Annotated in this window: 19 protein-coding genes; 8 read left to right on the top strand and 11 right to left on the bottom strand. The window is 44.5% G+C overall.

Annotated elements, in window-relative coordinates; genetic code table 11:
- The 7 genes from CFX1CAM_RS00500 to CFX1CAM_RS00470 all read left to right on the top strand — a co-directional run bounded on the left by CFX1CAM_RS00500 (position 1) and on the right by CFX1CAM_RS00470 (position 6415).
- Entirely contained in the window at positions 1–1161 is a 1161-nt protein-coding gene (locus CFX1CAM_RS00500; RefSeq protein ID WP_087861123.1) for an NHL repeat-containing protein, read from the top strand.
- 9 nt (positions 1162–1170) lie between these two features.
- Positions 1171–2076 (top strand): polysaccharide deacetylase family protein, encoded by a 906-nt coding sequence (locus CFX1CAM_RS00495; RefSeq protein WP_087861122.1) that lies wholly within the window; start codon positions 1171–1173, stop codon positions 2074–2076.
- A 15-nt stretch (positions 2077–2091) separates the two neighbouring features.
- Positions 2092–3006 (top strand): polysaccharide deacetylase family protein, encoded by a 915-nt coding sequence (locus CFX1CAM_RS00490; protein WP_087861121.1) that lies wholly within the window; start codon positions 2092–2094, stop codon positions 3004–3006.
- A gap of 39 nt (positions 3007–3045) precedes the next feature.
- Entirely contained in the window at positions 3046–3774 is a 729-nt protein-coding gene (locus CFX1CAM_RS00485) for an amidohydrolase family protein (RefSeq protein WP_087861120.1), read from the top strand.
- Position 3775: 1 nt separating this feature from the next.
- On the top strand, positions 3776–4525 hold the full coding sequence (locus CFX1CAM_RS00480) for an amidohydrolase family protein (RefSeq protein ID WP_087861119.1): 750 nt from the start codon (positions 3776–3778) through the stop codon (positions 4523–4525).
- A 1-nt stretch (position 4526) separates the two neighbouring features.
- A complete protein-coding gene (locus CFX1CAM_RS00475) occupies positions 4527–5720 on the top strand; it encodes a hypothetical protein (RefSeq protein WP_087861118.1) in 1194 nt (397 codons plus the stop codon).
- Positions 5721–5836: 116 nt separating this feature from the next.
- On the top strand, positions 5837–6415 hold the full coding sequence (locus CFX1CAM_RS00470) for a nitroreductase family protein (RefSeq protein ID WP_087861117.1): 579 nt from the start codon (positions 5837–5839) through the stop codon (positions 6413–6415).
- 126 nt (positions 6416–6541) lie between these two features.
- On the opposite strand, the gene CFX1CAM_RS00465 is transcribed toward CFX1CAM_RS00470, so the two are convergent.
- The 10 genes from CFX1CAM_RS00465 to CFX1CAM_RS00420 all read right to left on the bottom strand — a co-directional run bounded on the left by CFX1CAM_RS00465 (position 6542) and on the right by CFX1CAM_RS00420 (position 18738).
- A complete protein-coding gene (locus CFX1CAM_RS00465; protein ID WP_087861116.1) occupies positions 6542–8062 on the bottom strand; it encodes an aminoglycoside N(3)-acetyltransferase in 1521 nt (506 codons plus the stop codon).
- Between the two features lie 71 nt (positions 8063–8133).
- Entirely contained in the window at positions 8134–9042 is a 909-nt protein-coding gene (locus tag CFX1CAM_RS00460; protein ID WP_087861115.1) for a polysaccharide deacetylase family protein, read from the bottom strand.
- A 37-nt stretch (positions 9043–9079) separates the two neighbouring features.
- Positions 9080–10366 carry a hypothetical protein gene (locus CFX1CAM_RS00455; protein ID WP_087861114.1) on the bottom strand — a complete coding sequence of 429 codons (1287 nt, stop codon included), beginning with the start codon at positions 10364–10366 and terminating at the stop codon, positions 9080–9082.
- 137 nt (positions 10367–10503) lie between these two features.
- Positions 10504–11511 (bottom strand): Gfo/Idh/MocA family protein, encoded by a 1008-nt coding sequence (locus tag CFX1CAM_RS00450; protein ID WP_087861113.1) that lies wholly within the window; start codon positions 11509–11511, stop codon positions 10504–10506.
- A gap of 144 nt (positions 11512–11655) precedes the next feature.
- Entirely contained in the window at positions 11656–12807 is a 1152-nt protein-coding gene (locus CFX1CAM_RS00445; protein WP_087861112.1) for a DegT/DnrJ/EryC1/StrS family aminotransferase, read from the bottom strand.
- A gap of 21 nt (positions 12808–12828) precedes the next feature.
- Positions 12829–13620 carry a glucosamine-6-phosphate deaminase gene (locus CFX1CAM_RS00440; protein ID WP_087861111.1) on the bottom strand — a complete coding sequence of 264 codons (792 nt, stop codon included), beginning with the start codon at positions 13618–13620 and terminating at the stop codon, positions 12829–12831.
- Entirely contained in the window at positions 13617–14777 is a 1161-nt protein-coding gene (locus CFX1CAM_RS00435; RefSeq protein WP_087861110.1) for an N-acetylglucosamine-6-phosphate deacetylase, read from the bottom strand. Before CFX1CAM_RS00435 ends, CFX1CAM_RS00440 begins: the two co-directional genes overlap by 4 nt.
- Before the next feature lie 273 nt (positions 14778–15050).
- Positions 15051–15449: a tagaturonate epimerase family protein gene (locus CFX1CAM_RS00430; protein ID WP_087861109.1), complete on the bottom strand. Its 399-nt coding sequence runs from the start codon at positions 15447–15449 to the stop codon at positions 15051–15053.
- A gap of 120 nt (positions 15450–15569) precedes the next feature.
- Positions 15570–16583 carry an integrase core domain-containing protein gene (locus CFX1CAM_RS00425; RefSeq protein WP_087861108.1) on the bottom strand — a complete coding sequence of 338 codons (1014 nt, stop codon included), beginning with the start codon at positions 16581–16583 and terminating at the stop codon, positions 15570–15572.
- A 520-nt stretch (positions 16584–17103) separates the two neighbouring features.
- The gene (locus CFX1CAM_RS00420; protein ID WP_087861107.1) at positions 17104–18738 is read right to left on the bottom strand and encodes a hypothetical protein; all 1635 of its coding nucleotides are present in this window, start codon (positions 18736–18738) and stop codon (positions 17104–17106) included.
- 367 nt (positions 18739–19105) lie between these two features.
- On the opposite strand from CFX1CAM_RS00420, the gene CFX1CAM_RS00415 reads away from it, so the two are divergent.
- Entirely contained in the window at positions 19106–20242 is a 1137-nt protein-coding gene (locus CFX1CAM_RS00415; RefSeq protein ID WP_087861106.1) for a M48 family metallopeptidase, read from the top strand.
- A 2-nt stretch (positions 20243–20244) separates the two neighbouring features.
- On the opposite strand, the gene CFX1CAM_RS00410 is transcribed toward CFX1CAM_RS00415, so the two are convergent.
- Complete coding sequence (locus CFX1CAM_RS00410; RefSeq protein ID WP_087861105.1) at positions 20245–21243, bottom strand: ABC transporter permease; 999 nt, start codon at positions 21241–21243, stop codon at positions 20245–20247.
- Between the last annotated feature and the right edge of the window lie 8 nt (positions 21244–21251).

Below are 21251 nucleotides of genomic sequence, written 5' to 3'. Positions count from 1 at the left end.
ATGAAAATAAAAGCACATAAGCTACTGGACGAGAATTTTGGCGATCGATGGTCACAAGAGGTAGAGGACAAATGGGAGTACCAGGATTTCCTCGACGACCCAGCTTTCCGTGAAGGTTGGATCAGTTTTGATTGTGCATATTACAACCCGGATGATCATCGTATATATCTGGGAATCACGTGCTTTAATTCGGATCGAATTTTTAAAGCCTTCGATCTTACTACCAATGAATTTGTTGACTTAGGCTACTCAAAAATTGCTCACCCGCAAGATGCAAAATTCCATCGCGCGCTCAATAAATGGGAAAAGGACAACTGTCTTTATGCTGCGGTTGCTTTATTACATGATATCAATTTGTATTGGGATGCTCCTGGCGGTGCGATCGTTAAGTATGATCCGAAAACAGGTGATATCAGAAAAATAGCTACTCCTTTACCGCATCATTATATCCAATCCACTTGTATCGATCAGGAAAGAGGTGTGCTTTATGGACAGACCTTTACACCCGAAAGAATGATCAAGTTTGATTTAAATACTTATGAATCAGAAGACTTGGGACCAATATCAAGCGGTATGGATATGGCTCAAGGTGAAAATATCGAATTAGATGATGAAGGCTGTGTATGGTGCGGTTGGACAGTCACCAGGGCGTGGCAACCCGGTTCAGGGCCAGATCGATACAGGCTGTGCAAGTATGACCCAAATCAAAATCGGATCATTTATTATGATGGTGGCCTTGAAAAAGTTGATGGTTCATACGGTTATGAAAAAGTTGATGGGATCTTTAACCTAGGTGCAGGCAGAATGTTTTGTTCTGGAGCAAATGGGTCAATTTATCGCCTTGATACAACGACTGGTATGGGAACTTATTTATTTACACCAATTAAGGACCGCAGAAGCAGATTGTCTTCATTGCGGTTGGGATATGATGGTTATGCTTATGGCATCGTTGGCAGGGATGGAGATTGTGAAATCCTCCGATTTGACCCTGAAAATGAAACTTATGAACTGCTTGGAAAACTCACTGACGGCGTTGACCATGCCTTCCAAGTACATGATGTGGCTATCACACCCGATGGAACTTTGTTCGCCTGTGAAAACGATAACCCGTTCCGTAGCAGTTACCTTTGGGAAATCACCTTTGATAAAATGCTTGCTTAAGGTTCTCGCATGGATATATATTACAACTACTCGATAGACTGTGAATTGCCTCCTGACGGTGTTTTTGGCGGCCCTGCAAACTGGCAGGTCGCGGAGAAATCTACCCGTGGTTTCATCGACGCGATGGCCAAGCTCGGTGTACTGGAGGGAGCTACATTATTTGTTTATCCAGATGTTGCAAAGAAACAAGCCACTCTTTTCAGAGAGCTGGCCGATCAGCATATTGAAATTGCACTCCATCTACACGGGAAGCGTTATTCAAGAATATCAAATAATAAATGGATGGGTGAGATGACCTACCAGGAGCAAAAGGCTGCCATACAAGCAGCAAAAGCCGATCTGGAGGAGGTTACTCAACAGCCCTGCCTGGGATACCGTGCCTGTTATGCAAGCGCAAATGACGACACCTTTCCAATACTGGAAGAATTAGGATTCACTTGGTCCAGTACCTCTGCCAGCGGGAGTTATAAACCAGCAGTTTACGCATGTTGGAGTGGGGGCTGGCCTTTTCCCTACCATCCGTCGCGGGTCAATAAGCTCATACCCGGTCATCTTTCAATCTATGAGATTCCATTAACCCGGGGCCTCAGAACTTTCTTTATGGATGATCCCGAAAGACCGATGGATATGCGCGTTGAGACACCGATAGAAATCAGGGGTGAAAACTTTGAAAGCTTTTCACAGATCATTGTCGAAAACATCACCGAAATGGAGAAAAGAAACCAACCCATTCGTGTCATCATTGGAGCCAGCCATAACACGAATTTATATGGCGATCCCTTAAGCCTGGCATTTCAAAACTTGGAAGGAGCTACTCGTTTAGCAAAAGAAAAAACTTTAGACGCAGGACATTCTTTTGTTCCCGCCAGTTTTAATACCATCAAAAACCGGGCCTTAGAAATTAATGCGTTTTAAGAATTTGAGGAGTACATGGAAAAATTTCATTTTAATTTGCAGATCGATTGCGAATCCACCGAACCAAATTTCAATAACCCAGAACTTGGTGAGAAAGCAATTCGTGGTATTGGCGATATCCTAAATCGAGAAGGATTTAAAGCTACATTTGCCGTCATCCCAACGGACATTAAAATTCATCACAATATCTACACACAACTTGAAGCAGAGGGACATGAAATTGGGTTACACACCCATCCCTCTGCTCAGGGGTATGGTCACTTCTTAGGGACCTATGGGTATGATGATCAAATAAAGATACTCGATGAGGGGTGCAAAATTTTTGAGGATTATATGGGTTACCGACCAAAGCATTTCACGCCTGGGTATGCTTCAGCCAATGACTATACTTTTCCCGCCCTGGAAGCATTAGGTTTTACTCACGGTTTGGTGTCGATGCCCACTCGAAACCTTCCCCAATGTGCCTGTGTGTGGGGAAATTCACCGATGGATGCACACTATCCCCACAGATATAATCGCTGTCTTGTTGGAGATGTGAACTTTGTCGATATCCCACATACGATTGATTGGGAATCCCGAATGTGGGGAGGGGCTCATCCACAAGACCTCAGAATTGAATTGGTCGATGCAAAAAACCACTGGTACACCATTTCTAAAAATATCATTCGCCAGCTCCACGCAGGTGACAGTATCCCTGTTAAATATATTAAAGCGGTCACGCATAATACATTTGACTATAGTGACCCAAAAGATTTTCGGCACATTACTTTGATTGGAGTTTTAAAAGCCTTACGTGATATTTGCGAATCCCATAACGTTGAGATTTGCTACTCCACCAATCGGGACATTGCTGAAGAATATCGCAAGGTAGCCCCCCTGGATAGGCAAGATGTGGTCTTGGATTTGGATATACGTGGCAGAAAATTTTAGCTATAAACGACTTTTGAGAAATCAGGAACGAAGGTAATTATGCGAATAGATGCATTATGTACTATAGGAAAAGACCGGGAATATGATTTAGACGAAAAAACCTTGCTCAAAGAAATGGACAATTGCCAGGTCGAAAAAGCGATCATCACTGCGGTAGATCGGTATTATGCAGTTAAGAACGACGAAGGGAATAACGCAATTTTTGAAATTGCTGCAAGATACCCTGATCGGCTTTTACCTGCCTGTACTGCTAATCCCTGGATGGGAGATGATGCAATAAATGAAATTCTTCGATGTATAGATTTGCATGCTCGAATGGTGATTTTCCATCCATTTTTACAAGGATTCCTGGCCAATGAGGAGTTAATTTTCCCGTTACTTGAACAGATTCAACCCTTTCACGTCCCTGTATATTTCCATACGGGTTTACCTGGGAATTCAACACCCTGGCAAATTGTGGACCTGGCAGAAAGATTTCCGGAAATTGATTTTTTAATGGGGCACTGTGGATCTACTGATTTCTGGAATGATGTTGACGACGCTGCTTTGGCAGCCCCGAATATTTATTTAGAAACGTCATTGGCAAGGCCCTTCAGCATACCCGGACGGATAAAGGTTATTGGTAAAGAGCGAGTAATCATGGGGTCTTATGCCCCGGTAAACAATTTCACGTTCGAATGGAATGAAATGGACAATGTATTAAGTGCTGATGAGGCTGAATTTGTCATGGGTGGAAATATGAGCCGATTGCTCTCAAGGAGGCAATAAGATGATCACGGATTGTCACACACACTTTGGTATACCCTGGGTTGATCGAGATGGAGATAATCCTGAAAACTGGTTAAAGATCCCAGAAATGTACGGCGTTAAAAAATTCTATTTATATGGGCACTACAATATCTACCGTGAAAAATCAGTGCAAGCTGATAATGACAGACTGGCGCGCATAACAAAGAAATATCCTGAAACGTTTACACCCGTGGCAAGTGTATGGCCTCAAGCCGAACAGGATTCTGTAACTGAAGTTCTCCGTTGCATCGAAGAACTTAATTTCAAATTGCTGAAATTCCATCCCTGGATCCAGGGGTTTTCTCTCGCGCATCCCACAATGAAAAAAATATGTGACATTGCTGGTCAATACAAGGTTCCTATAATTTTCCATGATGGCACACCGTGCTATTCGTTGCCTGAACAAATTGCCGGCTTAGCACGGCAGTTTCCAAAGACTACATTTATCCTCGGTCATGGCGGAATATTATGGGCATGGCGAAGCGCATTGGAAGCCATGAGGCAACCTAATATCTGGACAATGCTTTGCGGTTCAACCATGCTTGCATTCGAAATGTTTTGTGAAAAAACAGACACAGACCGCCTCCTTTGGGGCAGCGATTATGGTTTTAGCCTGATTGATTCTGTAGGCTATCGCCTTCACGAATTAACAGAAGCAAGGATACCTGTACCAATTATTGAAAAAATATTGACCGTAAATCCCACGCGACTATTAGAAATGAGCTATTAAAATGTCCTCACGAATTCCTCCCGCGGCAGACCTCTGGCGACGTGAAAATAATTGGGTTTTTGACGAAGAAGTGGCTTTTCAAAATAGGTTTAATGATCCAAATTCAGGACTTCCAATTTATCAACTGACCAACGAACCCATTGTAAGTTCAAATATCTACCCCGAAGCACCGATCAGCACCCCCGATGGGAAACACTTTATTTTTTCCAGAAGGATGGCCCTCAGTTCGCATTATACCTATTGGATTGCGGACACTGAAACGCACTGGATCCGTCAGGTAACAGATGAGGAAAATGCAACTGCACCCATTTTTAATCCCAAAGATGGTTGTTTTTATTATCTTGATAACGCCAATCTTAAAAGGATATTTTTGGAAGACTTCTCCAGGGAGCTTTTGTTCACAATAGACTCAAACCTGTTCCCAACTCATGGTGCGCTTATTCCAACGGGCGGGTTGCGATCATTTGATAAAACAGGCCGTTTTGCAGTCTTGACCGCGAAAACCGAAAAAAATAACATGGTGACAGCGTTAATCGATCTTGAGGACAGAACTGTAAAGACAGCTTACAGTGATCCAGAGGCATTAAATCCCCACCCACAAATCTCGCAAAATGTTCATTCTCTATTGTTAATCCAGGTGAACAATGGAATTCAATACGACAAGGAAGGCAATCTTCTTACTCTTGTTGGTGAAAAAGGTGCTTCTCTGGTCGCATGTGAAATAGACGGTAGCAATCCAGTATTATTGCAGGTCGGCTTCAGCCTGCTTGAGAGAATTCAAGGGCACCAATGCTGGGTGGGCAAGGAGAATAAAGTAATAACAACAACGCACAGAAGAAAAACAACGGATGCTGAATGGATTCAAGACCAGATCGTTATGATTTCAGTTGAAGAAAATATTCCCAAGGTAATCAGTGAAGGACCCGGGTTTACCCATATCCATACAGATCCCGAAGGACGGTTTTGGATATCCGATTGCAACAAATCTGGCGATATTTACATTGGATCAATCGAAACAGGAAAATATAAGCTGGTCTGCCATAGTAAATCCAGTTTTGGTAGCGCTCAAGAAACCCATCCACATCCCTTTTTTATAGGAAATAAAAATATCATTGGGTGGAACAGCGATTGTTCTGGTATCCCCCAAATCTATATGACGAAAATCCCAGATGGATTTTTTAATGCGATTGAGTGAAAATTATAAAAAAACAAAACCTCTTTCAACAATGATCCTTCTTAAAAGGCAGGGGAATAATGATCATTAATTCGCCAATGATACGGTATGCGAAAAGATAAAAGGTAGGATAGTTTATGGATTTACTAACACTTGTCAAGAAAAGCCGAAGTTATCGCCGGTTTAACGAAAACCATCAAATCGATCGAAAGTTACTATTTGAATTGGTTGAGTTAGCTCAATATTCACCAACAGGATCTAACTTACAGCCCTTAAAGTTTTGGCTCAGTAATTCCCCTGAAATGAACAACCAGATTTTTCCGCAATTGGCTTGGGCAGGCGCATTGGAAACCTGGGATGGACCTGAAGAAGGAGAGCGCCCCAGCGCGTATATCATCATCCTGAATGATAATGAAATTCGGAAAAGTCCAGGCATCGATCATGGCATTGCCGCACAAAGTATCATGCTGGGTGCTGCAGAAAAAGGCCTTGGGGGGTGTATGGTTGGCTCAATTAAACGAGAAGCATTACAGAAAATACTAAACATACCTGAACAATATGAAATTCTACTTGTCCTTGCTTTAGGAAAGCCGACTGAAAAGGTTGTCACAGAACCCATTGGAGAAGACGGTGATATACGCTATTACCGTGACGATGACGATGTTCACCATGTTCCCAAGCGTAGTCTGAAAGAGCTCATCATCAATGAGGTTTAGGAATGAATTTATTTTAGCCCGCCACTTTCTTTAAAACAAAATATTGCCTAAAAACAAGAATGCATCATTCCTAGATGCTTTCTTGTTAAATATTTTAGTATTGGTGATCTTTGAAAAGTTAAATACTTAGATCATATCCATTAACTGCCAGAATTGCCTGCCAACCTCATGCACTCCCTCGATATCGAGAAGAGGGATCGGCCAAAGGCAATACACCCCAGCAAATATTCGACTGCGCAGGTTCGAGAGTATTTCACGGATCTCACATTTACCCAGACCCAAAGAGAAGTTCTTCGTCTTTGCAATATCACCATCGCAGATATCAATATGGCTGATTCTTCTTCTCAAACTGCCGGAATAAACCCCATCATAGAACGGTTTGATGCCGCTTCGCAAAGCCTCTAATGGATTATAACTGATATCAAACTCATTTAAATCAAGGCGACTGGTGACGAGTGATGGCTGATCCAGAAAGCTGTTGTGTCGGTTACTCACCATTAATTTTACGCCCCCGTTAGAAGCATTGTCCTTCATTGTTTTCAAAAAACTTTTAAGTTCGCTTTCGCACATTTCCAATCGAGAAGGTATCGTGCAATGAATCATACCTGTATTGAATGCTTTGGCAGCATTAAAAATTGAAGACCAGCTCAATTGTGATAAAGGGCCAACTCGTAATATCGGGATATCAAGCCGATATTCATCCGCTGTGTTGAGAATTTTATCAATTTCATGATGAGTAAAAGTTTTCTTATAATCAACCTCGACCCCTGTAGCCCCAATACTTTGGGTTAATTGCATAAAGCGCTTTAAATCCATGCCTGCGTAATAGGGCAAGCGAACATGCAACCTAAATCGCTCTTTGTTCAGCCGTTCAGCATTGATCAGACCTCTGAAACGCAAACAATCTTCACAGTAGGGGTTATCATCCAATACAAATGCAGGATCATCTGATAAATAACGCTTCATCAGATCAACTGCACCTGCTGCAGGTATAAGACGGCAGACCGCATTTCCAATGTGATCAATACTCATAATGCCATTGTTTTTAAAGAGGGTCTCAAATTTTAAAACACCACCACGGTGTCCACCTGGCACATTTTTCATTGATAAAACTTGTTGAACACCATCCTCATTTATGAAAGTCATATCAAGTTTTCGTAAATAAGGCAAGTTTAGATCAGCTTCGACGTGATGCAACAAGGTCATTGTATCCAGGTCGCATCCTATCATCAGGACATACCCACTTAATTTGGCTAAACGCCCATAGGGTGTTTCCATGCCATCGGGAACAGGGCTTTTTTCATGGTCTGCAAGTAATATTTCTGCAGCCTTTCCCCAAGCTGCCACAGGATGATAAGGATGCCGGCTGCGTATCACACCTGGCATTTGTCTAAAAACTTCGCTAACTATGCCCATCGCTGAAGGCGTCGTTTGTGGATTAAATGTCTGACCATCCCTGGCTGGGTGTGTTGGCATCATCAAGGTGCCTTCTGTACCCACCACTTCCATCAATGCTTCAATGACACTAACCGCACCTCCAGCCACTTTTCCAAATGCAGTTAATGAACAATGTACACATAAAAGCATTCCAGGTTTAACACCTAATCTTTTTAATCCCTGGACAAGGTCTGTTTTTTTAAGCTGCAAGACTGACCTCCTTTTTTGACTCAATTGGCACCGGGAACCTTGCACGCCACTTATGGAACATGTTATTTAACTTAGAAAGCATCCAGCTTTTTTGCTTCAACATATATTTGATCAAAAGAAGCCGGGGTGAATGCGTAACGTTTTCGCTCGCTGATCTCCTGTGTAAGCTGGCACACTCTTACTACATTATTTCGTTCTAAACTGCCAACCTTGCCATACGGGTTGGTGTTATGACTTGCGCCAATCACTGCTCTGACAGGCTGATTACGTTTTTCCATTTCAAAGAGATTTTCTTCGATCAATATTCGCCATTTCACGAAAAAAGGACCGCTTACATCTAATGGCGTTTCAGCGCGCATGTCTAATGGACGGTTTTTATCATTATTAAAGAATAATGTCAGTCCATGAGTAATAGGCATTTCATAAATATCCATCTCTCCTGGTACCAGCTTGTTTTTTGAGGATGGAAAATATGGGAAAGGCCAGCCCCCAGCCCAACAGGCATAAATTTCCGGTTTATAACTTCCGTTAGCCGAGGTGCTCGTCCACTTGAAACCTGCACTGGCAACTGCGCAAAAAGTTAGGTCATTGGCACTAGCATAACAGGCACGAAAACCTAAACAAGGCTGCCCAATCACGTCTTCCAGATCAGACTTTGCCATTTTCAAGGCCTCTAATTGTTCATCAAAACTGAGCGCACCCAACCAGTTGGGGTTTTTCATTTTTGAGTAACGCATTGTGTGAAGGTGCAAACCAATCTCAACCCCATTTTCCGCCATTTCTCTAAACAGCTGTTTTTGCTTTATCGCAACATCAGGGTAAACAAAAAGTGAGGCGCCTGCAACCAACCCAAGATTGTCCATCAATTCCACAAATCCACGGGTTGATTCTTCTGCAGCTTGCCACGAAACAGGCCCACCAAAAACACCATCGGGAGGCAGCTCGCAATCAATGGAGTAATTAAAAAACATCTTATACATTGGTGCAACTCTTTTCACAGACAAAGGCTGAGGTTTATCATAAATCGGTTTCTTTTTCTAAGGACGATACTTCTTGAGCAATCGTATATAGCCCCCTGAAAAAGTCATCATAGATGGCCAATATTTTTTCCGCCACAGAAAATTCATTGCCCACCCAGATATCAGGCAATGTAAGATGGGCAAAAGCTTTTGTGGCAGCTATTTCATCCGGTCTTAAAGGGTGCTTTAATAACTCGGGCAAAATCGTTATTGGATCGTCTACATGTTCACCTGTCATAACTTCCCAATAGGTCTGATAGGGCACTTTGAAGAACAATTCTCGAATTCTTCCAAATTCATTTTGAATTAAGAACAAATTGTCAAAGCCTTCAGGAGCATTAAAATAAAAACGCAACCTCCCTTTAAATAAACGTGAAAATCTGGATTTCTCAAATATTTTCATGATTGGGTCAACCTGAAGAGAATTCAAATCCAGTTTCCATTGGTTAATATCTTTTGCGATATCGACATCAGTACCAACAGGGATAATGCTAACCGTTTCTCTCACTCGCTCTGCAATCTTTAGTAAGGCAAATTCGAGCTTGTCTTCAAGCAGAGATACGTTTGGTTCAAAATACCAGTACGGAGTTTCATAATTTTTGTGGAGTATTTCCTGGATTATTTCCCAGCATTCTAACTCAGGAAAAAGCTGATTTGCCATCTCAAAAGCGTTAAATTTCCCAGGCATATTCTTTTGAGTTAAGATGCATACCGCAGAATGGACGGGAGGATTGAAATAATGCATGAGCCGGCTGTGTAATGGATACTTATTCGTGTGTATGCCGAGGTTGACTGCAGGGTCAATCGTGCGGTTATATCGACCAAAATACGTCACAAACCGTCTCAGGTGAAAAAGTTCATCTTTATGATTCCAACCTCGTTTTGTAAAGTGATACATCAACTGACCTAGGCGCTCTTGGTCGTCCGTATCGTAGTAAGTCCATAATTGGTATTCAGGGTAATAATTCTTTTCAGCGCCTATTTCAGACCAGGTCAGATTAATACCGGGAAGGTGTTCTAAATTTCGCCACCATACAGGAAATCGTTTCGTAAGCTCAAGGTGAACCTGCCCAACCTTGGTGGACATATCACACCAATCATCAGCAGTCATCTCATCTTCGAGGATAAAACGCGAATCAAAGTCACTCATTCCAGGGATGAGGTCACGATACATCCATTTTCCAGCGATTGCTTGGATTTTCGGAAACCTGGCCCTGCATTCACGGTAATAGATACGGATAAATTCGTAAAAATCGTTTTCAGGTTTTGGAGCAAATTTCATCATCGTTTTCGCTTTTCAAATTAATCGGTGTGATCTTTTTAATCTGATCTTTAACAAATTAAGAGATTCACTGCCTATGTCATCCAATTTCAATACAATGAAACAGCCTTATCGTATTCTACATATTATTTCAGAGTTTTCTAAAATTCAACCTCTGGGATAACGACTTCAACACCCTCAAGGGCTGCTTTTTGGACAGAATCCATTAAAATGTTCACTTTAATGCCCTCACTCAACGGGCAGACAGGTGTTTCTCCATTTAGCAAGGCATCCACAAAATCTTGAACAAGCGGTAGATGGACATTGCTTGCTGGCGGCAAAGAAAGATCAGTGATTTCCCTGCCCACAGTTTTCTTCAATGCGCCAGAATCATATGGGTACCAAACCAGGCGAGATTCTCTCCCCACCAATTCAAATTCATGACGCCAGGTCTTTGAAGACCAATTGAATGAAGCATAAACCTGAGCGCCGTTTGGCATCATCATCAAAATTGAGGAAGTATCTTCCACTTCCCAATCATGGACAAGGTGGTCACACAATACGGACACCTTTTCTGGCATTCCAAGTAGCCCGATCATCACATCGAGCATATGAGACCCCATGTCACTGATCGGGCCACTGCCTGATTTGCCCTTGATCACTCGCCAATATTTAGGATCAGTTGGCTCAGGCGAAAACCAAGAATCATAAATCATTCTGACCAAAACCACCTGACCAAATTCTTGATTTTCTAGCATTTGCTTTGTGTATTGATAAGCGGGAAATAACCGGCGGTAATACGAGGTTGCAGCTGTAATTCCAGATGATTTCGCTTTCGTGATCAGGGTTTTACCCTCTTCAACCGAAAGACTGATGGGTTTTTCAACAAGCACTGGAAATCCCGCATCAAGTGCTAAAAGCGCCTGGGGCACATGTAAATGGACTGGCGTGGCGATGTATACCGCATTACAATTGGATTTTTCCAACGCCTCCTCAAGTGAGGTAAAAGATTGCTCAACAGAAAATTCGTTAACAAGTGAGCGAACCCTTTCTTCATTGATATCACATACTGCAACAAGTTTTGAATGCTTGGCATCTCGCAAGGCGGCTCCCACTCGCTTTTGTGCGATATCACCAGCACCCACTAAAAGCCATTTGATGTCTTTCATATGATTTAACAGTCAATAGCCTTAAACAATTTAAAGCTATTGACTACATACTCCTTCCTAAGAAAATTTTACACATTGTTTTTCCAGCCAATATTCTAAACGCTTATCAGTATATTTGCGCAGAAAATATTGGTTCTCGTTTTGTCATTGTAAATCTTGTATCGTTGCTTTCACTGCCCAGGCAATGTACTCAATATCATCCATTGTGGTACTCGCGAATACCGGCAATGTGACAACCTGTTCACAGGCCTTTTCTGCAATCGGACAGCCTTCACTGGTATAACCAAGTTTCTGAAAAGCCTCCCAAGTCCAAACAGCTGGATAATGTTTACCCGTGAAAACCTTATAGGTGTTTTTAAGGTGCGAAACAAATTCAGGAGTGGTAAAACGGACTTCATCAGTATTCAATCGAATAACATATATATGGCTGGCGTGTCCGGGCCCATGCCCATAAGGGAGAATTATCTCGTGAGTATCGTGCAATGCCTCACTCAAAGCCAGCATCAAGTTTTGACGCTTAACAATTAATTGACCCAATTTTGCGAGTTGGGTTAATCCAACGGCACACTGAACTTTTGTCATCCGGTAGTTGAAGCCAATATCCACAACTCGGAGGGACGGTCCGCCATAGACATATCCAAAAGTCTTTAATTGTCGTACTTTTTCAGCAAAATCGAGATCATTTGTTGTGATGGCGCCGCCCTCACCCAAACAAGTCATATTTTTATTGCTTTGGAAGCTATAACAGGATGCTAACCCGCGGCCGCCAATCGGCTGACCATTCGATTTTGCACCAATTGCATGAGCAGCATCATAAATTACGGGTATACCTGTTTCCTCGGTAATTTTATCAAAACCATCCAGGTCACAAACCAATCCTGTGAAATGGACCGGGATAATCGCTTTGGTTTTCTCTGTAATGCGAGCTCTAACAGCTTCTGGGCTCAAATTCATGGTCACGGGGTCAATATCAGCAAAAACAATTCGTGCGCCTTGTGCAACGGCTGTTCCTGCTGTACATACAAATGTTAGAGGGGTTGTAATGACCTCATCACCCGGCTTGATATCAAGTGCCATCATACAACAATCAAGGGCAGTGCCACAAGAATTCACGACAATTGCCTTCTCTGCACCTTCGTGTTCAGCAATAGCGTCCTGAAAGTCGTTTTCTTCTGGCAAAGGGAAGAAGTTGCCCTTAGGCCCAATAGCCTGTGTAACAACGTTGATGACTGCCTCCAGATCATCCTGGCCATATTCTCCACCCATTGCTAGAAACGGAATTTCTCTGATTTTCATTTTTTCATCCTTTTCGATTATTTATTGATTTATTAATTTTGCTGCAGAATCCACGTCTAAGAACATCTTAACCTGCGGTATTCTTTGAAGAATAGACGCCGGGCAGCTTGTGTCGACACTTCCTGTTAATGCCATTTTTACCGCCTCCGCTTTGCGCTTTTCAGGAACAATTGCCAATGTATTTTTGGCAGTAAACAAGGCGGAAATTGTCATCGTGATTGCATGCGAAGGCGTATCATCAAGCGATGCAAAATGGCCTTCGCCGACTTGTTGTAATCGACATGCTTCATCAAGTGCAACCACTTTTACCCAAAATGGATCATAAAAATCTGCAACTGGTGGATCATTGAATGCAATATGTCCGTTCTCGCCAATACCAAGACAACAAATATCGATCTCATTTTCTTTTAATAGAGACTCATATCTTACGCACTCTTTGGTAACATCCCATGCATCTCCAGCAATTTCATGAAATGTAAGCGGCTTGACATGATCAACAATATTTTCATGTAAATAACGCCTAAAACTCGCGGGATGTGTGTCTGCCATACCAAGGTATTCATCCAAATGAAAAATGTTTATCCGACTCCAATCAATATCGACTTCTCGTCTCAACGCCTTTAGAAAGGTTAACATTGAATTCCCAGTCGCTAGGACAATATTGGCAGTATCCTTTTGCTTTAGAACTTCTTTAATTTTTACAACAAAATACTGTGCGGCAGCCTGGCCCATTTCTTCGATAGTTTCATAAACCATCGCCGTGTTGCTGCCAAATTGATAGGTCTGATTTTTCGGATTGATGTCCTTACTCATTTTGGTCCTTTCGTTAGTTTAAGATTGATAGCAGGATTTTTGTAAATAATATTCCGGTTTTCGAAGACGGCTAATATTTCAATATGATATTTTCTGGGATCCCATAAAAACAAAATATGCGATTTTTCGAGGTTCACGCCCATCAAGTTTGCGGGTGTTAAATAGGCAAGTTTCGCAATTTCTTCAATAGGCTTCTCCAATAAGCGGACAGATGTTTCTATACACTGTTTAAGTGAAAATGAAGAACCCGCCAGGTAATCATCGGAGCCAAAAATTGTCAGTTTTCCATTTTCATGTAATTGAACTTTTTCTCCAATTGTTGTGTCATATATACCCGGTGGCATATTGGCAAACTCAGTTGAATCGCTGGTTAAAACCAGTTTATCCTGTCCTTTTACCTTGTAAAAAACGCGCATAACATCTAAAGGGAGATGAAAGCCATCAAAGATTACACCGGCAATTATTTTCTCATCTGCTAAGAGGGTCCATATCTGGTTTTTGTGTCGGTGAATTTGCGCTGGAATCCCATTCCCTAAATGTGTTGAAAATTTTGCCCCTGCTGCAATGGCAGATTTAATACATTCTGGGGATGCTTCAGAATGGCCAATACTTACAATAACGCCTTGTTCAACGACGCGCTCAATAAATTCTAAACTGCCCTTTGCTGAAGGATCCAGTGTGATCATCCGGATTAACCCTTCCGCAGCATCTTGCCAGGCGACGAATTCATCCCAATTAGGGGCGCGAATAAACTTTTCAGAATGCGCACCTCTAAAACCTTCTTTTGGAGAAATGTACGGGCCCTCTAAATGTAAACCTATGACCCCTTTTTTGGTTTGGTTATCTATATGTGTGGCTTTGACAATTTCTTCGATACTGAGTTTAGTTCGGTCAAAAGAGCTGGATATAATGGTAGGGCACCAACGAGTGACACCATTTTTTATTAGCTGGTGTGAAACAAACACAACTTGATCGGCCTTAAGATTTTCTGATGATAAGTTAACGCCACCAAACCCATTCACCTGTAAATCAACCCATCCGGGACATAAATAGATGATACTATCAGCATGTGGAATTAATCCAGAATCCAGCCAATCAATATCAACTTGATTGTTGTAATTATTTTGTTGTTCAATATTATTAATAACAATCTTCATAAACCATCTAACCAGTTTGGGCAGGCAAATAGCCTAATTTTATTATTGTTCAATATAAATCAAATTTAATTTAGTAAGCACCAGGACGAAATTCATTATCACAATAATCGGACCTCAGAGCATGAAAATCGGTTCTGAGCCTGATTGTTGAGAGATAAGCATCAAAATCACCGATATTATTGATCTAGCTAACTCCTTGAACACAATCTCCAGTCCCAATTGTGAAATAAGCAACTCCTGCATTAATAAATTCTTTTTCCTCTTCAACCGTTTTTAAATGATTTGTGTCAGCGTCCTATTTGCCTCGCCACCCCACTTGAAAAACGCCAATGTCGCATCGTCCATGACTTGGATAGTAGAGCAGGTGGTTAGATAAAGCTCTCGCACAGACTGCTGATCAAAGTTTGGTAAGATTTGATGTGATTTTAAAGCCCGAATGAGCCCAGGTGCTGCCCGACCCGATCGATCTCCAGTGCCTGATGACAAAAAAAAATCACTTTGTAATAGATTCAACCAGGGAATGAACTTTTTCAAAACAGCCAGATTTTCAGAGTTGCAAGGAAACCACCCATTACCCCCAAATTTTGCTTCTGGATTTTGAAATGGGTGATACCTTTTCACTACTTTTGGCTTTTTTTGACGATCGTGCACTCGATACAGCTCGTTAACCATTTTAAATTGATCTCAAGCAGTCGGTTCCAAACATAATATTGTTTCAAGCATTAAGTGCATCAATTCAATAATGATCTAATTATACCATAAGTCGATCGAAGCCGATGGCGTTATATGGGTTCAATACATATGAGACAATTGGGGGATCATCGAAGGGTAGTTTTGTTGAATATACTCATAAGGTGTCAGGTTGTCCAGAGCACGATGAGGGCGGACTTTATTGTAGATTCTTTCCCATTCTTCAAGCACTTTATTGAGTGTTGGCGAGGTAAAGTCAATCGGATAAGCTGAATAGAATTCGTCCAAATGGGTTCGATGGGCACGCTCAACTCTGCCATTCAGCTTAGGTGAGCGAGGCGGTAACACAAACAATTTCAAGCCCAGTTCTGCACAAGATTCCTCAAAATGCTTTTTGAATTCGCTGCCACCATCCACCTGAACCGCTTTGACCGGGAAAGGCATCCTTTTGATCACAGTGGACAAGAAGGCTTTCGCATTTGCAGAAGATGCGCTTGGAAAGGTTTCAATCACATCCCAGCGTGAAATCACATCTCGTGCGGTGAAGTGTTTGAAGTGGACCTGGGGGAAAGGGTGTATGTCTAACGTATCAATCTGTACCAGATCGCCCGGGGCATCGACCCGATAATCCTTGGGTTTGCGGATCGCATAGGGCCTTTTGGGTCGTCTTTTGGTGTAACGGGGCCTATAAAGCACGTTGTCTTTCAAATAGCCCCGCTGTTGGATGTATTTCAAGATCCGTACCGAAAGGTTTGTGCCTTCTCTCCTGGCTAATACAGCTAATTTCTCTTTTCCCCAGCGAGGATACAGCGTTCTCAACTCCAGAATGAGGGTGATTTCTTTCGAACCCCACTGACGTTGCCGCACACGCTTCGGTCTGCGGCTGCGCTGTTCTAATCCCTTAAGGCCCTCGCTCTCTAACCTCCCATTCCAACGGTACAGGGTGGCTCGTGAAATCCCCATGACCTCAGCTGCCTTTCCGCCAGGCAGCCCTTGTTGTCTGAGGGCTTGCCAGGCCCTCACCATCCTCAGCCGAGATTTGGCTTCCTCACTCAACTTGGGTGGCATACGTTTGGCTAGCTGGTAAAATTGTCTTTGCAGATAGATCTGCCGCATCGGGGCACCTCCTTTGTTGGTTTTCTACCCTTAAGGATCGCCCCGATGTGTTATTTTATCTACTCCTGTGTCTCATATGTATCTGAACTTGCTCAGCGTTCGCGTCGCCTTTTAAATAATCCGATTATTGGAATATCGATTGCTTCGAAAAGTATGTTAGCCTTGGACAGATCAAAGTCGAGGCATCGGTAATATTTAAAAGAGCGCTGTTGCACTTAATACGTGAATATCGATTGGAATATCCAGCACCATTGACCATGGATTTGCTGACAATTCAATCATACAGGAAAAATATTACACTGTCAATAGCAAGGAGAAAGAAGACGGTGGACAGGAGACCGGGGACGAAGGAAAGATGACGGAAAAATAGCGAAAACAATAGACGGAAGACGCGCATACAGTCCCTGGGTCTTGTGTCTCCGTTAATCCAATCATGGTGTGCCCTGGGATGGGCACACCTTGTTAACCAAACGAAATTTGCTGTCGCCGACGATCGGCTGGGCGCGACTCCCTGGCCCTTTTAACGCCGTAAAAGCGGGATGTATACACGCCCGCTAATTGCGACAATTTGACCTTCCACATCAAGATCGGTCCAAGGTGATGGAGGACCCCATTTCCCCGAAGAGGCGGTGAACAGCTCTCCCTTCTGCGATCCGCTTGATATGGCAGTGCGTTGATTCTTGTAGACCGCATAGTTCTTATCTACGATCAACTGCAGGCTTGTGGCGTCCCGCACATAGATCGGGTTGGTGGTGCTGCTGTTGCCGCGCAGTTCTGCTGCCTTAACTCCCACCGAATCGTTAATATAGGTGACAACCAGATTGTCCATGGACCCACAAAAGGGCTTCAGGTGACTGTCGGTCACAAAGCTGATGCCGCCCTCATACTCATTTTGAGTCGTATAGGCAATAGTAAACGGGGGAAAGCCCGCGGCACTCGTTGTGGAAAGCTTGGCAACAACCCACGGGTCGCGATCGGTAGAAGAAAAAAGGTGGTAGAAAGAGACCAAAAACTTCTCGGTGCAGGGGTCGTAGGTCACATCGCTATTAAACGTGGCATTTGGGAAAGTCGCGGCTACGTAGGAATCGAAATGAACGTACTGGTTGCCCCCGGCCACCGGGTGATCATAGACCTTGGTGTAGCTGGCAGAATACTTAACACCGGACCACCAATCATAAGTGACCATGTAGAGGCCCCTCCCGACGCCCCAGGCCAGGTGAGGAAAACTTGCGCCCGTTGCATCCGAAAGGTCTCTTACGGTGCTCCCGTGAGTTATCCCGCTGCTGGAAATGGTATAGAAACGACCCTTGATTCGGCCCTCCTGGTTATGCTGAAAGGCGATCAGGCAAGTGCCGTTGGTGTGTTTGCAGGCCACATCCGGGTACCATTCATGATAGACACTATTGCTGACCCAATATGCATCCCCGATGTTCCCAGTCGTCGGGGAGACAAGCTGAATGACAACATCATAATCAGAGGATGAAAAATGATATTCATAGACCACCACGAACAGGCCGCTTTTTGCTTCATAGGCTACGGAGGGAAACTCACAATCGGCTGCCCAATCAGCAATGGTGATGGTGTTTTTTAACTCGCCCGTGTTAGAATAAACTTTTCCATAGATATTGCCCTGTCTCACGTAGACAACCAGATAATGATCACCGCCATGCGCCACCGCCGGCCACCACTCATCGATATCAATCGTTGTGGCAATCGGAATGGGAGCCCCCACCATTTTCACCGCTCTTGCATCCTCCGGAGAGTCTGCTGAGGGGGGGGCGTCCTCCTTCTGCTCTTCGATTGCCGGCCATAAGGATTCCTGCAGGGCTGGGTCCGCTTTAACATCATCGATGCCACCCATGTCTTCCGGCGAAAGCGGTGGAGGCGTGAAGGTCTCCATTTCAGGGAGTTCAGTCATGATGCCGCTTTCGAGTAGCGCTTGCTGTTTCTCAGCGATTAACTGCTCGATGTCGCCGTCAATGGGCGGGTTGTCGTCAACCCGGTGATAAGGATCAAAATCAGGAGACGGCTCGTAGACGGTGCCTTCGGGTGGCGCCTCGCGCCAGGGGAAATCGCCCTCCTGGGCGATCACCGCCGGTGCGCTGATCAGCGCCAGGATGATCAACAAACCAAAAACAATTTTTAACACTTTCATGGCATCCTCCAACATCACTTGATTGGGAATTTGACTGAATGGTGGTACGTTATATCACACCATTTACGGCTATTATCGCGAAATTTTTTTTAAAAGTCAAGTTTTTTAAATTCAGTTTCTGTCAAGAATTTCCAAATATTCAAACAATTTTAGTTTTTTCCTGTGTTGCTTGCCGGTTTAATCACTGCACTTGTTTTAACCGATTACCCAGGATTGATTAAATCGAGGAGGGATACGGCGTGACATGCCATAACCGTGTGGGAAGAAGCCCAACCCGTGCTATAATCGATCTGACTCAGGCATTGATGAAAGCGCTTTGCGCAGGGTCGATGGTTAACGAGGCTTTCCAACAAAGAGGTATTCCAAAATGACACAAATTGATCTGGAACGACAGAAGCAGGCAAAACTATATGGACGCATTAAACGCCGGTTGTGGCTGGTTGACCAGGGGATCACACTGTTGTATGCCTTCCTGTGGTTGGTCACCGGCTGGTCGGTTGCGCTGAGGAGCTGGCTGGCGAGCATGGTCAACAATGATTGGTTCATTGTGGCGGGGTTTGCCGCAGTCTTTAGCGGGATTTTCTTTTTAATCAGCTTGCCGATGGGATATTACACGGGCTATATCCTGCCGCATCGCTTTGACCTTTCCACGCAAGCGCTCAAGGACTGGGTGATTGACCAGTTGAAGAGCCTGGTTGTGGGGGCAGTCCTGGGGCTGGTCTTAATTGAGCTGGTGTACCTGATCCTGCGCCTGACCGGGGATAACTGGTGGTTATGGCTGACGGGCGGCATGTTGTTTTTCAGTGTGTTGATGACCAACCTGGCGCCGGTTTTGCTGATGCCGATTTTCAACAAGTTCACCCCCCTGGATGAGGAGCATGCTGACCTGGCGGACCGGTTGGTGGCGCTGGCTGAAAAGGCGGGCACAAAAGTGAGGGGCGTGTTTAAGATGGATATGTCTCGGCGCACCAAGCAAGCCAATGCCGCGTTGACCGGGTTGGGCAATACCCGGCGCATCATCCTGGGCGACACCCTGATTAGCGAGTTCAGCGCTGATGAGATTGAAACCGTGCTGGCGCATGAACTGGGACACCATGTCAACCGCGATATCGCCTGGCTGATTGGCGGCGGCACGGTGTTGACCGCACTGGGTTTATTCCTGGTCTCACGGGCAATGGTCTGGGCGATTGCTGTGTTTGGTTTTACAGGGGCATCCGACCCTGCCGGTTTGCCGGCTTTGATGATCCTGCTTTCCCTGTATCAATTGATCACCATGCCCATCGAAAACGCCTTTTCACGCTGGCGCGAGAATAAAGCCGACGATTATGCCCTGCAGGCGACGAATAAAGCGGAAGCCTTCTCCTCAGCCTTTAAACGCCTTGCCAATCAGAATCTGAGCGACGTTGATCCGGAAGCGTGGGTGGTGTTTATGTTTTACAGTCACCCCCCGTTGCAGGCGCGGATTGCCAAAGCCGAGGGATGGCAAGAGGCCGCGCCCGGGTAGAACTATTCGCGTTCGAAAGGCGTTCCCAACGCCGCCGGCGCTTGCGATCGCAGCGATCGGATCAGCTTTTTTACCCGCTCTCTGACACCGTCTGGCAGGGTTGCCAGCAGCCTGGCGACCCATTCGGTATTGCCCAGATTGACCAGCAACAGCGTCAGGATCATCAGAGGGAATGGCGCTACCTGTAATACCTGCGAGGGAATGAAGGTCCATGACGATTGCAGCACCAGACCCAGCCACTGCAGGAAGGCAAAAAAGTAAGCCCCAAACGCCACCCGGATCGGATTCCAGCCGCCGAAGATGGTGATAGCCAGGGCGATCCACCCAATGCCATCCAGGCCGGTAATGGTGCCCTTCCACCCCGCCTTAACGCTGAGGGTAAACAGAGGGCCTGCCAACCCCACCAGCGTGCCGCCCAGGATGGTGTAAAAATAGCGCATCCGCCCCACATTGGCGCCCCGCACATAGGCTGCGGAAGGTTTTTCACCAATACCCTGCAGCATCAAACCGGGCCGGGTTTTGTAGATCCAGAACCAGGCTAAAAAAATCAGGATGATGCTGGCGTAGGTCATGATGGATTGCTGAAAGAACAGCGGACCCAGGATCGGAATTTGGCTCAGCACGGGGATGGGCGAGGAAAGCATGATCGGTCCCTGGAGCCCCATGATGGGGTTGCCCAGAAAATATGCCAGATCGCGGGTGGTGATGGCGAGGATAAACCCTACAGCAACCTGGGATTGTTTGAGGGTTATGCTGCTGAAGGCGACAATTGCAGAAACCAAAGCGCCAACCAGCGCTCCTGTTAGAAACCCTAAAAACAAGCTGTCTGTTTCCACTGCCACCCAAAAGCCCATCATGCCAGAAAAAATAATCAATCCATTTAAGGAAAGGTTGGTTACTCCGGCGCGTTCAGAGATGGTTTCGCCAATGGAAGCCAGCACAATCGGCGCACCAGACGCGATCACGCCGGCTAAACCCAAAAGAATGAAATCTCCTGACATATGGTTTC

This window comes from Brevefilum fermentans (assembly GCF_900184705.1).
GTDB classification, from domain to species: Bacteria; Chloroflexota; Anaerolineae; order Anaerolineales; family Anaerolineaceae; genus Brevifilum; species Brevifilum fermentans.
The sequence above is the reverse complement of the archived record's forward strand: the minus strand, read 5'-3'. Positions and strand labels throughout refer to the sequence as shown.

What these genes read in the sequence shown, in the direction of transcription:
- CFX1CAM_RS00415 (WP_087861106.1), top strand. Translation starts at nt 19,106, where the DNA reads ATGACACAAATTGATCTGGAACGACAGAAGCAGGCAAAACTATATGGA.
- CFX1CAM_RS00470 (WP_087861117.1), top strand. Translation starts at nt 5,837, where the DNA reads ATGGATTTACTAACACTTGTCAAGAAAAGCCGAAGTTATCGCCGGTTT.
- CFX1CAM_RS00450 (WP_087861113.1), bottom strand. Translation starts at nt 11,511, where the DNA reads ATGAAAGACATCAAATGGCTTTTAGTGGGTGCTGGTGATATCGCACAA.
- CFX1CAM_RS00460 (WP_087861115.1), bottom strand. Translation starts at nt 9,042, where the DNA reads ATGTATAAGATGTTTTTTAATTACTCCATTGATTGCGAGCTGCCTCCC.
- CFX1CAM_RS00420 (WP_087861107.1), bottom strand. Translation starts at nt 18,738, where the DNA reads ATGAAAGTGTTAAAAATTGTTTTTGGTTTGTTGATCATCCTGGCGCTG.
- CFX1CAM_RS00410 (WP_087861105.1), bottom strand. Translation starts at nt 21,243, where the DNA reads ATGTCAGGAGATTTCATTCTTTTGGGTTTAGCCGGCGTGATCGCGTCT.
- CFX1CAM_RS00485 (WP_087861120.1), top strand. Translation starts at nt 3,046, where the DNA reads ATGCGAATAGATGCATTATGTACTATAGGAAAAGACCGGGAATATGAT.
- CFX1CAM_RS00475 (WP_087861118.1), top strand. Translation starts at nt 4,527, where the DNA reads ATGTCCTCACGAATTCCTCCCGCGGCAGACCTCTGGCGACGTGAAAAT.
- CFX1CAM_RS00425 (WP_087861108.1), bottom strand. Translation starts at nt 16,583, where the DNA reads ATGCGGCAGATCTATCTGCAAAGACAATTTTACCAGCTAGCCAAACGT.
- CFX1CAM_RS00445 (WP_087861112.1), bottom strand. Translation starts at nt 12,807, where the DNA reads ATGAAAATCAGAGAAATTCCGTTTCTAGCAATGGGTGGAGAATATGGC.
- CFX1CAM_RS00500 (WP_087861123.1), top strand. Translation starts at nt 1, where the DNA reads ATGAAAATAAAAGCACATAAGCTACTGGACGAGAATTTTGGCGATCGA.
- CFX1CAM_RS00440 (WP_087861111.1), bottom strand. Translation starts at nt 13,620, where the DNA reads ATGAGTAAGGACATCAATCCGAAAAATCAGACCTATCAATTTGGCAGC.
- CFX1CAM_RS00480 (WP_087861119.1), top strand. Translation starts at nt 3,776, where the DNA reads ATGATCACGGATTGTCACACACACTTTGGTATACCCTGGGTTGATCGA.
- CFX1CAM_RS00435 (WP_087861110.1), bottom strand. Translation starts at nt 14,777, where the DNA reads ATGAAGATTGTTATTAATAATATTGAACAACAAAATAATTACAACAAT.
- CFX1CAM_RS00490 (WP_087861121.1), top strand. Translation starts at nt 2,092, where the DNA reads ATGGAAAAATTTCATTTTAATTTGCAGATCGATTGCGAATCCACCGAA.
- CFX1CAM_RS00430 (WP_087861109.1), bottom strand. Translation starts at nt 15,449, where the DNA reads ATGGTTAACGAGCTGTATCGAGTGCACGATCGTCAAAAAAAGCCAAAA.
- CFX1CAM_RS00455 (WP_087861114.1), bottom strand. Translation starts at nt 10,366, where the DNA reads ATGATGAAATTTGCTCCAAAACCTGAAAACGATTTTTACGAATTTATC.
- CFX1CAM_RS00495 (WP_087861122.1), top strand. Translation starts at nt 1,171, where the DNA reads ATGGATATATATTACAACTACTCGATAGACTGTGAATTGCCTCCTGAC.